The sequence below is a fragment of the Collinsella sp. BA40 genome (assembly GCF_008014645.1).
Lineage (GTDB): Bacteria > Actinomycetota > Coriobacteriia > Coriobacteriales > Coriobacteriaceae > Collinsella.
On sequence record NZ_VOWY01000021.1, the window covers coordinates 1 to 12,160 of the forward strand.

Sequence of the window (12,160 nt, forward strand, 5' to 3'; positions counted from 1 at the left end):
TTGCCACACCCCCGCTCCCCCGCCGCCGGGGATATCGTCCTCCACAACTTGAACACATCTAATACCGTCCGCCGCCTCGCAGCGCCCGCCGCCCGGCATCTCAGTCCCCCGCGGGCCCATCCGGTGGGCGCCGCCCCGCCCGGTCGGGGCGCGACCATAAAAAGACCCCGTCCCCTTGCAAACGAAGGGAACGGGGTCCTTGCCGTTTTCAGAAACGCGGGCGATGCGCCCTAGCGGCGCAGGCCGCCGCGCTCCTCGACGGCCTCCCAGAACTCGTCGGCGAAGCGGGGGTCGCTCGCGGCCATGAGGGCGTTCGTGGCGATCCAGCCGGACGGGGTGCCGGTGTCGTAGCCCGAGAGCGGGTCGATGACCACGGCGTACATGGCCTCGCGCTCCAGGCTGCGCGCCATGGCGTCGGTGAGCTGGATCTCGCCGCCGCAGCCGGGCTCCTGGTCGGCCAGGAGCTCCATGACCAGCGGGGACAGCAGGTAGCGGCCCACGATGTAGAGGTTGGAGGGGGCGTCCTCGGGGGCGGGCTTCTCCACCAGGCCCGAGACGCGCCACACGGCGCCCGGCTCGCAGTCGCCGGCGCCGGCGCAGCCGGTCAGGGTGTCGCAGCGCTCGCCGGCGATGACGCCGTAGCGGGACACCTCGAAGGGGGCGCAGGGGGCCACGGCGATCACGCTCGCGCCGGCGTGGGCGCGGGACACCTCGAGCATGCGGGTGCAGATGTCGCGGGCCGGGACGACGTAGTCGCCCAGCAGGACCAGGAAGCTCTCGCCGGCAACGGCGTCGGCAACCGAGCGGATGGCGTGGCCCAGGCCGCGGGGCTCGTACTGGTAGCGGAAGTCCACGGGCATCTCGCCGGCGGCGGCGACGGCGTCGGCGTAGGCCTTCTTGCCGCGCTCGCGCAGCAGGCCCTCGAGGGACTTGTCGGGCTGGAAGTAGTTGAGCAGCTCGGGCTTGCCCGGGGAGGTCACGATGACCGCGCCGTCGACCTCGCTGGGCTCGAGCGCCTCCTCGACCACGTACTGGATGACCGGCTTGTCGAGGACCGGGAGCATCTCCTTGGGGGTGCACTTGGTGGCCGGCAGGAAGCGGGTGCCGAGGCCGGCGGCGGGGATGATTGCCTTCATGGCATTCCTTTCAACGATTCTACGCGTCTTCGCGCATACGGCACGTGCAGTCACGCACATCGGGTGCCGAACGGAGATAAACAAACTCGTGTTCAAAAAGCATACCGTTTTGTACGAAAACTGCCACCGCTTTAGAAAAAATGCAGCTTAACTACGCAGCTTCCGACTATTTGTCACACGAAAGGCGCAAATTCGACGCAAATCAACCGCCGCCTGCAGATACGATGCGCCCCGAGCGCGCGAAGCACCCCGCTCTCATAAAAACGAAAAACGGGACCCAGAAAAACTGGATCCCGTTTGCATGCGAAAGAAAATCGCGAAGCAGCTGCAGGCGATGCGCCTGCAAGAAACTACTTGAGGGAGACAGCAGCGCCGGCAGCCTCGAGCTTCTCCTTGGCAGCCTCGGCGTCCTCCTTCTTGGCACCCTCGATGACGGCCTTGGGAGCGCCCTCGACGACCTCCTTGGCCTCCTTCAGGCCAAGGTTGGTGAGCTCGCGGACGACCTTGATGACCTGGATCTTGTTGTCGCCGAAGCCCTCGAGCACGACGTCAAACTCGGTCTTCTCCTCGGCCTCCTCGGCAGCGGCAGCGGGGCCGGCAACAACAGCAGCCGGGGCAGCAGCGGAAACGCCGAAGGTCTCCTCGATAGCCTTAACGAGCTCGGAAGCCTCGAGAAGGGTCATTTCCTTCAGGGCCTCGATGATCTCTTCGTTGGTAAGCTTAGCCATTTCTAAGTCCTTTCAGTTCCCCTGCATCTACGCAGGGAGAGCAATTAAAGTACAGCGCTTGCGCGCACAGGTGCGGCCGCCTTGGGCCGCGGTAAGGAAGCCTATCGCTAGGCTGCCTTCTGCTCGGAGATCTGCTGAACGGTGCGGGCGAGACCAGAGGAAACGCCGTTGACGCAGACAGCGATGTCGCGAGCGAAGCCGTTGATAAGGCCGGCGATCTGACCCAGAAGCTGATCCTTGGTGGGGAGCTCGGCGATTGCGTTGACCTCCTCGGCGGAAACAGCCTGACCGTCGGAAATACCGCCCTTGATCTCGAGAACGCCCTTGGACTTCTTAGCGAACTCCTTGAGCGCCTTCGCGGCCTCCACGGGCTCGTTCTCGTAGAACACATAAGCCAGCGGGCCGACGAGCATGTCGTCGATGCTGGGCTGCTCCTTGTTCTCGAGGGCGATGCGGACGAGGTTGTTCTTATAAACCTTCATCTCGGCGCCGCACTCGCGAAGCTGGTGACGCAGCTCCTGCGCCTGCTTAACGGTAAGACCGTTGTAGGAAACAACGAACAGACCGGCGTTCTTCTCGACGTTGGCCTCGATCTCGGCGACCATATCGATCTTGTACTGCTTTGGCATAGGTACACCTCCTTCATATCTTTCTCGGGCACTTTCCGCGCCTGACTTGGCGGGGGTGTGTCTCGAAAAAGAAAACCCCCGTGCTGCAACAGCGACGGGGGCGAGAAGACATACTGCTCGACCACCTCGGCTGGCGGGAACTCCCATTAAGCCTTGGGGCAAGCCCCGCGGCACCTGCTGTCTCTGGCAGCGGATTCGTGCGTGATCAGTAGAAGTATGCCGAACGGGGTTTCACACGTCAAGGATAAAGACCATCATCACAAGCCGTACACATTGGCGTCGTCCGATGCGCGGACCCCGGGCGACGCCAAGCCACCTCGCATCTTGCGCCTCCCCCTTCCGGGGCATACGCTTGCTAACCAGGGAGCGCCCGCCGTCCGGACGGCGCGCATGTAAGCAGGAGGGTGTTAGAAGATGGCCACATCGCAGAAACACGCGCATGCCGGCGAACGCCCGCACGGCGTTGCGCGCACGATCTTGGCCCTCGACGTCGCGGGCGCGCACGCGACGGGTGCGGCCGCGGCGCTGCTGGCCGATTTCGAGGATGCGCTGCTCGCCTACGACCATCTCTCCGCAAGCGCGCTCGATGCGACGGGTACGGCGGAGCCCCCGCGCTTCCACCACGCATCCCTTACCGCGCTGCTTGAAAACGACCAGATAGACGCCTCGCCCGCGCCGTGCGATACGATCGTTGCCGCCCTCGAGGTCTCAGACGACACGCCTGGCGCCGCCCTCGGGTCCGCGCTCGACGCCCTCGCGCGCGCGAACGCGCTCGCCCCCGGTCAGCGCGTCTACGCCATCGCCGTGGCCGATGCCCCCGCGCCGAGCGCCGCGCACCCCGGCCTCGAAGCCGTTGCCGCGTGCTGTCGCGAGCGCGACCTCGCCTGGATGGGCGGGCTGGCCGCGGGCAGGGCGAAGGCCGTGGCGGCGCGTTCTGTCAAACCGCGCATGGGCCGCGCCCGCCGCGCCTGCTCGGAGGCCCTGGACCGCCTCATCGGGGCAGCGCGAGCCGGCGTGACCGTATCGGCGTCCGCGGAGCTCTTCGGCGCGCGCGACGCCGCGAGCGCGGGCGACGTCATCGACGTGCCAGACCCCGCGCCCGCCATCCTCTACCGCCTGCTCTACCGCTAGGAGCCGCGCCCGCGGGCACAGCGGACCCGGGCCGCATGCCCGTCGGGCCCGCTATGCGTTCGAACCGCTGCCTCCCATGCGGCGCTCCTCGTCCACCGAACGGTCGATGCGCCCGCGAAAGAGCACCATGGCCGCCAGCGAGCTCACCGTGACCAGCGCGCTCGCCAGCACGAGCGTCTCCTGCACGCCGATGAGCCCGGCGAGCACCGGCGCCATGAGCAGCGGCACCACGCCGGCAGCGCTGTAACCGCAGCCCATCACCGCGCTCACGCGCCCCAATGCCGACAGCGGCGCGTGCACCTGGACCAGCATCGTTTGCAACGGGCCGATCACACCGAACGCGAAACCCAGCATGATCTGACCCGCCAGCGCCACGACCACGCTCGACGTGCCCACGTACACGAGGCAGCCCGCGCCCATGCCGAACAGGGCCCAGAGCAGGCTGCGCATATTCGTGCGGCGACCCGGCAGCCGCATGAGCAGCAGCGAGCCCGCGATCGCGCCCACCCCCGAGGCACTCGACAGCCAGCCCATCCACTCCGGCCCCACGTGCAGCACGTCGCGGTAATAAAGAGACTCCAGCGGATCGAACGCGCCGTAGCCGAAATACGCCATGAAACCAATAGCCAGCAGCAGGCTCAGCGAAGAGCTGGCCGCCACCGCGCGAAAGCCCGCGGTGAGCGAATTGCCGCCGTCGCTCCCCTGCTCGGGCATGCGCTGCGGATGAAAGCCCGCCGCCGGCACCAGCCCCAGCAGGGCGCATGCGGCGCCGAACAGGAAAACGACCTGCGGCTCGAAGATCATGGTGACCATGCCGCCGACAAGCGGACCCACGACCACGGTGAGGTTGGTGGCGGCCGACAGCACGGGGTTGATGCAGGCGAGCTCTTCGGCGTCGCCCGTGAGGTACGCGGGATAGGAGCGCGCGACGATATCCTCGACGCCCCATGCCAGGCCGAAGACGGCCGAACACATCAGGATGCCGGCGACAGAGGATGAAAAGACCTGGAACAGCGCGGCGGAAACGCAGGTTAGGGCCACGCTGATCGCGAAGTGCCGCCGCGGGCCCCACGCATCGAGCACCGCTCCACCCACGAAATTGCCGCCCACGATGGCGAGATTGATAAGTCCCACCGAGAACGTGGTGGACAGCGCATCGCCACCCAGCGAATAGGTGAGCGTGCCCAGAATACCGATGAAATACGAAGCGAGCATGCCCACGTGCGCCAGAAAACGCATGGCGACCAGGCGCTTCGCCATAGGTGATAGAGAGATGAGCTTGTCGAACAGCGTCCTCATGCGACCCCCTCCCTCGTCCCCCGCCCTATAACCGCGCGGGGAATTCGCGTAATTCTTCAACTGTGGCAGAGCGACACGGCAGCGTCAAGAACACGGCCGGCAGCGGCGTGGGTGACATGGTCACTGACCGCGCGGGGCGCCGCGGCGTACAGTGGGGACGACCACTGAGGAAAGGAGCACGCGATGGGACTGTTTGGATCGCTGTTCGGCAAGGGCATCGATGCCCATATGGAGGAGGCGCGCGCCACCGAGGGCGCCGTCGTACTCGACGTTCGCACGCCGGAGGAATTCTACGAGGGGCACATCGAGGGCGCGCAGAGCTTCCCGCTCGCCGGCATCCAGTCGGTTCTCACGCGCATCCCCAGGCGCGACACCCCGCTGTTCGTCTACTGCCTCTCGGGCGCCCGCAGCGCGCAGGCATGCCGCGTACTCGACCAACTGGGATACTCGGCCGTCACCGATATGGGCGGCATCACCCGTTGGAGCGGCGCTATCGTGCAGGGAAGGAAGTAGAGCCATGAAGGTTGTCATCATCGGCGGCGTCGCCGGAGGAGCCACCGCCGCCGCGCGCCTGCGCCGTCTGGACGAGCAGGCCGAGATCATCATGATCGAGCGCACGGGCTACGTGAGCTATGCCAATTGCGGCCTGCCGTACTTCATCGGCGGCGCCATCACCGAACGCCGCAAGCTCACGCTGCAGACGCCCGAGAGCTTCCACAACCGCTTCCGCATCGACGTACGCGTGCGCCAGGAGGTCGTGGCCATAGCCCGCGCGGCACACGAGGTGATCGTCCGCGATCTCGAGACCGGCGAGACCTACGCCGAGAGCTACGACAAGCTCATCCTCTCCCCCGGAGCGCGCGCCGTCGTGCCCGAGCTGCCGGGCGTGGACGCCGAGCGCCTGTTTACCCTGCGGACCGTGGAGGACACCTTCCGCATTCACGGCTTCGTCGAGCGCGAGCAACCCCGCTCGGCCGTGGTGGTGGGCGCCGGCTTCATCGGCCTCGAGATGGCCGAGAACCTGCGCGAACGCGGCCTGGATGTGACGGTGGTCCAGCGCGGCGGTCACGTGATGCCCAGCCTGGACGCCGATATGGCCGCGATCGCCCATAACCATCTGCGCAACCACGGTATCGACCTCAAGCTCGACGCCAACGTGGAGGCCTTCGAGCCCCAGGCGGACGGCAGCATGCTCACGCGCGTCGAGGGCTCCGAGCCGCTCTCCTCCGACATGGTGGTCCTCGCCGTGGGCGTGGCTCCCGAGGGCACGCTGGCCCGCGAGGCCGGCCTCGAGCTGGGCATCCGCGGCTCCATCGCCGTAGACGAGCACATGCGCACGAGCGACGAGGACATCTACGCCGTAGGCGACGCCGTGCAGGTAAAGAACTTCGTCACCGGAGACGATGCGCTCATCGCCCTGGCCGGCCCCGCCAACAAGCAGGGGCGCATCGCCGCCGACAACATCTGCGGCATCGAGAGCCGCTTCAGCGGCAGCCAGGGCTCGTCCGTCCTCAAGCTCTTCGACCTCACGGTGGCCGGCACCGGCCTCACCGAGGTCGCGGCGCGCGCCGCCGGCATCGAGGCGCAGCATGTGGTCTTGTCGCCCGCCAGCCACGCGACGTACTATCCGGGCTCCAGCAGCATGACCATGAAGGTGCTGTTCGAAGCGGGCACCGGCCGCATCCTGGGCGCGCAGGCCATTGGAATGGACGGCGTGGACAAGCGCATCGACGTGCTGGCCACGGCGATCCGCGCGCACATGGACGCCACCGACCTCACCGAGCTCGACCTTGCCTACGCACCGCCCTATTCCTCTGCGAAAGATCCGGTGAACATGGCCGGCTACCTTATCGAGAACATCCTCGAAGGCCGCGTGGAGCAAGTCGATTGGAACCGCGCGATCGCGCCGGCCGGCGATGAGGTGGTGCTCGACACTCGCACGGCGGGCGAGTACGCACGCGGTGCCGTCGACGGCGCGCTGCACATCCCCCTGGACGAGCTCCGCGAGCACCTGGACGAGCTGCCGCGCGACAAACGCCTGCTGGTGTACTGCCAAAGCGGCCTGCGCAGCTACGTGGCCTGCCGCATTCTGGCGCAGCACGGCTTCGCGTGCGCCAACGTAGCCGGAGGCTACGGCTTCTACCAGGAGACGAGGCTCGACGCCGAGCGTCGTCGAACCGACGTGGCCGACTGCGGCGTCGCCCTCTAGCGTATGGACTGCCGCCCGGGTGGTCGCCCGCGGGCAGCGCGGCCGCACGCGGGCGATACGGCCCGGCTCCGATCAAGATGCTTCGGAGCCGGGCACATACCATTCGAACGCACCGAGCCTGCAGACAGGACCCTCGCGCGCCGCTCGCCCGTACGGCAGGGATGCGGTTGCTTTCGGGCGCCGCGCGCCGTAGGTTTAAGGAAGCATGAACCCTCTGAAGCGAAGGCGGCCTGAACCTATGGATTTCGCGACCAACCCCACCATCGCGACGCAATCGCTCGCCGCCACCCTTCCCTTCTGGGACCAGCTCTCCTCCGCCGAGCGCGAGCACCTCGCGCGCGCGACGCGCCTGCTGCGCGCCCGGAACGCAGAGCGCATCCAGGGAGGCGGATCGGGGTGCGCGGGCGTGGTGGTGGCGCTCAGCGGAAGCCTGCGCGCGTACATGCTCTCGGAAGGGGGCAAGGAGATCACGCTCTTTCGCGTGGAGGCGGGCGAGAGCTGCGTGCTGGCGGCCTCGTGCATCCTGCCTATGATCACCTTCGACATCGCCCTGGATGCCGCCGACGACGTGGAGGCGCTCGTCATCGACCCGCGCCTGTTCTCGCAGCTCGCCCAGGAGAACACTGCCGTCGAGGCATTTCTATACCGCCAGACGGCGCAACGCTTCAGCGACTGCATGTGGGTGATGCAGCAGGTGCTGTTCTCCAGCTTCGACGCGCGCCTGGCCACCTTCCTGCTCGACGAGCTCTCGCGCACCGGCAGCGAGCACATCGCCGTGACGCACGACGAGATCGCGCGCCATCTCGGCAGCGCCCGAGAGGTGGTCTCGCGCATGCTCAAGTACTTCGAACGCAAGGGCTTGGTGGCGCTCGGCCGCGGTGCCGTGGATATCATCGACCGGCGCGGCCTGCTGGCGCTCGCCACCGCGTAGCAGCGCACTCGTACGTATGCGTTTAAACCGCTCAGGACTTCTAAAACGGTCCAAATGCATACGTGCGATCTACTAACTTGCAAAAAGCATACGCACGATGCGGCATCGGTCGAGGGCGCGGCCCGAAACCGGACCGCACGGAGCCCCTAGCCCTGGCGCGGGCGCTGGAACAGCGCCGAGAGCCCGTCCTTGATACCCGCCGCGGCATCGCGGGCGATTCCGGCCGCCGAAATGGCGGCGAGCCTCCCGATGGCCGGGCCGATGACCTCGCGCGCCTCGTCATCGGCGTTGCGCGTGGCCTCGCGGATGAGCTGCGCGGCCTGCGGGCCGCCGCCGAAGATCTGCCCGGCGTTGCTGGCGCCCGACGACTCGAGCGCGCGGAACAGCGCGTCGATGAAGCCCGGGAGCTCGTCGCTCTTAAACGATGCGAGCCACTCGCCCATCACCTCGTGCGTGCGACGCGCCGCCGCGCCCACCTGCGGCGAACCGACGAACGCACCATCTTCGATCTCCCAGGTAAACACGCTATGCTGGTCGATTCCCACAGCCGATGACAGCACCGCGGTCTCGGGCGCCACCGCATCCATGAGCATGCCCACCACCGAGTCCATCGGCACGGTGCGCTGCAGGCGCCCCTCGAGCTGAGCGCGAGCGCGCAACGCGGCCTCGTCCTCCAAGAAGCCCGGTTTGAACCCGGGGCCGTCGTGGTCGAATACCGCCGCGATGCGTGCGCGGACCGCATCGGAGCAGCGCAGCGCCGCGTACGTCGCCAGGTTGCCGCCCTTGGAATGGCCGCCCACGTACAGGCGCGGCGGAAGATGGCGCGCGACGAGCTCCAAGTAGGCCGCCGCCATGCGCTGCGCCGGAACCGGCGGCGTCACCGCCATGTCGAAGTTCTCGCGCCAGCCCGTGAACGACGTGTCGGTTCCGCGAAACGCGATGTAGGCCCACGCCCCGGGCAGCACGTAGCACGTGGCAGAGAACTGCACGCGCTTGTCCTCGTCGAGAAGGGACACGTAATCGCGCAGCTCGAGCACGCGAAACCGAGGGGACGCCGCGAGCGCGGCGATAGCGCGCTTGATATTGACCTGGTCGAGCCCCGTAAACATCGTGCCGAAGCGCTCGGCCGCCAGCAGGTCGCCCACGTGCGCGGGGCGCGTCAGGCGCGCCTGCATGCGATCGGCCAGCTCGTCGGCTTTATCCGCCATGCGCAGCAGGAACGAATCCTCCGCACCCGGCATGGTAGCGCCCTGCACGTCGATGCCGCCCACGCGGCGTAGACGCTCGACGTCACGCTCGCGCAAGGGCGGCACGATGCCCGCGGCCTCGACCATCGCCAGCTGAGACAGCGCCGCCGAGTCCACCGGGCTCACGAAAGCCTCGTCGAACGGGCGCAGCTCGGTTTCCAGATATTCGAGTAGATGCAACACACCGACCCCTTCCCCATGGCGCGGCTCACGTACCAGGCTTATACCCGCCAACGACGGCCTGCGCCGCACGGCCATCAAATGAGAACAAGCCCGCTTCGAATCCCCTTCGAAGCGGGCTTGTCGCGTTCATCTGCAAGCGCTCGCGCGCGGCGCGAACCCTACTCGGCGCCCAGCGCGCACATGGTGATGTAGTTGTACGGCTGGTTGAAGTGAGGAAGGAAGAAGATGTCGAGAAGCTTGAGCTTATCGATGGTCACACCCTCCTCGATGGCCAGGGAGAACATGTGGATGCCCATGGAGATATCCTCGGTCGAGGCCATCTGGGCGCCCACCACGCGGCGGCTCTCGCGCTCGTAGACGATGCGGATCTTCACGCTGGCGTTCTCGCGCATGAAGCCCGGGCGCTGCAGGTCCTCGTAATCGGCATGGCAGACGTCGAGACCGGCGCGGGTGGCCGCGGCCACGGACAGGCCGGTGGACACCATGTTGTAACCGAAGATGGAGATACCGTTGGAACCCTGGACGCCGATGGAATCCAGACGGGTGCCGCCGATGTTATGACCGGCCACGATGCCCGAGCGCACGGCGTTGGTGGCCAGGGCGATGTAGGTCTCGGCGTTCAGCGCGTTGGACCACACGGTGGCGCAGTCGCCGATGGCGTAGACGTCCGGATCGCTCGTGCGCTGGCGGCGGTCGACGTGGTAGGCGCCGTTGGAGAAGAGCTCCAGATGGTCGCGGCCCAACTCGTTGTTGGGGATGAAGCCGATGGCGTTGATCACCAGGTCGGCCGGATAGGTGCCCTTCTCGGCCTCGATGGCGCTCACACGGCCGTTCTCGCCATGGTAGGCCACGACGCGCTCGCCGAAGTGGCACTCGATGCCGTGGTCGGCCAGGTTCTTATCCATGACCGCGGTGAAGGACGGATCGTAGTAGCTGGCAAGCGACGTAGGCGCGATGTCGAACAGGCGCACCTCCTTGCCGCGGCGCTTGGCGGCCTCGGCGATCTCGACGCCGATGTAGCCGGCACCGATGACGGCGACGGAGCGCACGTCGTCGCGGCTCATCCAGCGGTCGACCTCCTGGCCCTGCTGGAAGAGCTTGAGGAAGCTGATGCCCTCGAGGTCGCAGCCGGGCAGCTTGGGCGAGATGGGCAGCGAGCCGGTGGCCAGGACCAGCTTGTCGTAGGTCTCGTCGAAGCAGGTGCCGTCGGCCTTCTGGCAATGCACCACGTGATTGGCGAAATCGATGGAGGTCACGGACGTCTCGAGCGAGATGCGCGCTCCCTTGGCCTCGAAGGCCTCCTTGTTGGTATAGAACAGGTTCTCGTACGAATCGATCTGACGGCCGACCCACAGCGCGGTACCGCAGCCCAGGTAGCTGAGGTTGGTGTTGCTGTCGATCATGACGACCTGCTGGTCCTTATAGTTGTCCAGCAGCGTGTTGGCCGCAGCGATACCTGCGTGGTTGGCACCAACGATAACGGTCTTCATAGACGGTTCCTTTCGGGAGCACGCATGGAGGCGCCGGTGCGGCTTCTGGCGCCGCGTCCCCATGCATTGCAGCTTTATACCGCGCAGTACCATATCCTATTTTGCTAGTAACATTATCGTGATTTTTGCGACAGATTGTTTCCCTCGGTAAACGGTCGTTGCACCGCGATCGCATCGCACGCCGCACCGATGGCCCGCGAATCGACGGGAGGGGCCGGGAGGCGGTGTCGACACCGCGCCCCCGGCCCCTCCCGGCATGTTTCTTTCTAGCGTCTACCAGCTGATACGCTCGTAACCGTCGTTCGTGATGACCAACTGGACCTCCCACTGCGCGGAATCCGAGCCATCGGCCGTGCGCACCGTCCAGCCGTTCGCGTCGCTCATGTCGATACCCGGCTCGCCGGCGTTCACCATGGGCTCGATCGTGAAGCAGAAGCCGGGCGCCAGCACGGTGCCCTCGCCCGCCTCGCCCACGAAGCCCACGAACGGGTCCTCGTGGAACTCGCAGCCGATACCGTGGCCGCCGAACTCGCGCACCACGTTGAAGCCCGCCGCCTCGGCGTGCTCCTGCACCGCATGCGCGATGTCGCCCACGTGGCCCCACGGCTTGATGGCAGCCAGGCCCGCCTCGACGCACTCGCGCGTCACCTCGACCAGGCGCCGGCGCTCGGCCGAGACCTCGCCGATGCAGAACATGCGCGAGGAATCCGAATAGTAGCCGTCGAGGATCGTGGAGCAGTCGACGTTCACGATATCGCCCTCGTGCAGCGCCTCGTCCTCGGACGGGATGCCGTGGCATACCACGTTGTTCACCGAGGTGCACACGCTCTTGGGGAAGCCCTCGTAGTCGAGGGGCGCGGGAATCGCCCCGTGCTCCACGGTGTACTCGTGCACCCAGCGGTCGATATCGGCAGTGGTGCAACCCGGGGCGATGCGCTCGCCCACGTAGTCGAGGGCGCCCACGTTCACCGCGGCGCTGCGGCGAATGCCCTCAAGGTCCTCGGCCGTCTTGAGCAGGTCGCGCGGGAGAACCTCCTCGCCCGCCTGCCACAGCTCGTCCAAACGCTCGTCGATAGCCAGATGGCACTTCTTGTATTTCTTTCCGCTGCCGCACCAGCACTCGTCGTTGCGACCGAACACGGGTCCGTTATCGTACATTGGATCACTCCTATCGTCG

11 protein-coding genes are annotated in these 12,160 nt (G+C 66.7%); 4 read left to right on the forward strand and 7 right to left on the reverse strand.

The genetic code is table 11. The annotated features are described in order from the left end of the window. Window positions 1–230: 230 nt before the first annotated feature. From E4J93_RS07800 to rplJ, 3 genes are all read right to left on the reverse strand, one after another. Window positions 231–1,136, reverse strand: a complete 906-nt coding sequence (locus tag E4J93_RS07800) for a UTP--glucose-1-phosphate uridylyltransferase (RefSeq protein ID WP_147588903.1) — start codon at window positions 1,134–1,136, stop codon at window positions 231–233. Window positions 1,137–1,486: 350 nt separating this feature from the next. Further along, window positions 1,487–1,864 (reverse strand): 50S ribosomal protein L7/L12, encoded by a 378-nt coding sequence (gene rplL / locus E4J93_RS07805; RefSeq protein ID WP_147588904.1) that lies wholly within the window; start codon window positions 1,862–1,864, stop codon window positions 1,487–1,489. Between the two features lie 107 nt (window positions 1,865–1,971). Continuing rightward, window positions 1,972–2,493, reverse strand: a complete 522-nt coding sequence (rplJ, locus tag E4J93_RS07810) for a 50S ribosomal protein L10 (RefSeq protein ID WP_147588905.1) — start codon at window positions 2,491–2,493, stop codon at window positions 1,972–1,974. Window positions 2,494–2,907: 414 nt separating this feature from the next. Here rplJ and E4J93_RS07815 point away from each other — a divergent pair, with 414 nt between their 5' ends. Next, window positions 2,908–3,624: a hypothetical protein gene (locus E4J93_RS07815; RefSeq protein WP_147588906.1), complete on the forward strand. Its 717-nt coding sequence runs from the start codon at window positions 2,908–2,910 to the stop codon at window positions 3,622–3,624. A gap of 51 nt (window positions 3,625–3,675) precedes the next feature. Here E4J93_RS07815 and E4J93_RS07820 read toward each other — a convergent pair whose 3' ends face one another. After that, window positions 3,676–4,923, reverse strand: coding sequence for an MFS transporter (locus E4J93_RS07820; protein ID WP_147588907.1), 1,248 nt, complete (start codon window positions 4,921–4,923; stop codon window positions 3,676–3,678). A gap of 183 nt (window positions 4,924–5,106) precedes the next feature. On the opposite strand from E4J93_RS07820, the gene E4J93_RS07825 reads away from it, so the two are divergent. From E4J93_RS07825 to E4J93_RS07835, 3 genes are all read left to right on the forward strand, one after another. Then, window positions 5,107–5,436: a rhodanese-like domain-containing protein gene (locus tag E4J93_RS07825; RefSeq protein WP_147588908.1), complete on the forward strand. Its 330-nt coding sequence runs from the start codon at window positions 5,107–5,109 to the stop codon at window positions 5,434–5,436. Window positions 5,437–5,440: 4 nt separating this feature from the next. Further along, the gene (locus E4J93_RS07830; protein WP_147588909.1) at window positions 5,441–7,132 is read left to right on the forward strand and encodes an FAD-dependent oxidoreductase; all 1,692 of its coding nucleotides are present in this window, start codon (window positions 5,441–5,443) and stop codon (window positions 7,130–7,132) included. Window positions 7,133–7,370: 238 nt separating this feature from the next. Further along, entirely contained in the window at window positions 7,371–8,063 is a 693-nt protein-coding gene (locus E4J93_RS07835; protein ID WP_255431970.1) for a Crp/Fnr family transcriptional regulator, read from the forward strand. Between the two features lie 146 nt (window positions 8,064–8,209). On the opposite strand, the gene E4J93_RS07840 is transcribed toward E4J93_RS07835, so the two are convergent. The 3 genes from E4J93_RS07840 to E4J93_RS07850 all read right to left on the reverse strand — a co-directional run bounded on the left by E4J93_RS07840 (window position 8,210) and on the right by E4J93_RS07850 (window position 12,141). Further along, window positions 8,210–9,493, reverse strand: a complete 1,284-nt coding sequence (locus E4J93_RS07840; protein ID WP_222705711.1) for an Mbeg1-like protein — start codon at window positions 9,491–9,493, stop codon at window positions 8,210–8,212. 158 nt (window positions 9,494–9,651) lie between these two features. Then, on the reverse strand, window positions 9,652–10,983 hold the full coding sequence (gene nox / locus E4J93_RS07845; protein WP_147588911.1) for a H2O-forming NADH oxidase: 1,332 nt from the start codon (window positions 10,981–10,983) through the stop codon (window positions 9,652–9,654). Between the two features lie 273 nt (window positions 10,984–11,256). Beyond that, window positions 11,257–12,141, reverse strand: coding sequence for a methionyl aminopeptidase (locus tag E4J93_RS07850; protein ID WP_147588912.1), 885 nt, complete (start codon window positions 12,139–12,141; stop codon window positions 11,257–11,259). Window positions 12,142–12,160: the final 19 nt, after the last annotated feature.

Excerpts from the sequence above, each read along its gene's own strand:
- rplL (WP_147588904.1), bottom strand. The coding sequence starts at position 1,864 with ATGGCTAAGCTTACCAACGAAGAGATCATCGAGGCCCTGAAGGAAATG.
- E4J93_RS07800 (WP_147588903.1), bottom strand. The coding sequence starts at position 1,136 with ATGAAGGCAATCATCCCCGCCGCCGGCCTCGGCACCCGCTTCCTGCCG.
- rplJ (WP_147588905.1), bottom strand. The coding sequence starts at position 2,493 with ATGCCAAAGCAGTACAAGATCGATATGGTCGCCGAGATCGAGGCCAAC.
- E4J93_RS07825 (WP_147588908.1), top strand. The coding sequence starts at position 5,107 with ATGGGACTGTTTGGATCGCTGTTCGGCAAGGGCATCGATGCCCATATG.
- E4J93_RS07820 (WP_147588907.1), bottom strand. The coding sequence starts at position 4,923 with ATGAGGACGCTGTTCGACAAGCTCATCTCTCTATCACCTATGGCGAAG.
- E4J93_RS07850 (WP_147588912.1), bottom strand. The coding sequence starts at position 12,141 with ATGTACGATAACGGACCCGTGTTCGGTCGCAACGACGAGTGCTGGTGC.
- E4J93_RS07835 (WP_255431970.1), top strand. The coding sequence starts at position 7,371 with ATGGATTTCGCGACCAACCCCACCATCGCGACGCAATCGCTCGCCGCC.
- nox (WP_147588911.1), bottom strand. The coding sequence starts at position 10,983 with ATGAAGACCGTTATCGTTGGTGCCAACCACGCAGGTATCGCTGCGGCC.
- E4J93_RS07815 (WP_147588906.1), top strand. The coding sequence starts at position 2,908 with ATGGCCACATCGCAGAAACACGCGCATGCCGGCGAACGCCCGCACGGC.
- E4J93_RS07830 (WP_147588909.1), top strand. The coding sequence starts at position 5,441 with ATGAAGGTTGTCATCATCGGCGGCGTCGCCGGAGGAGCCACCGCCGCC.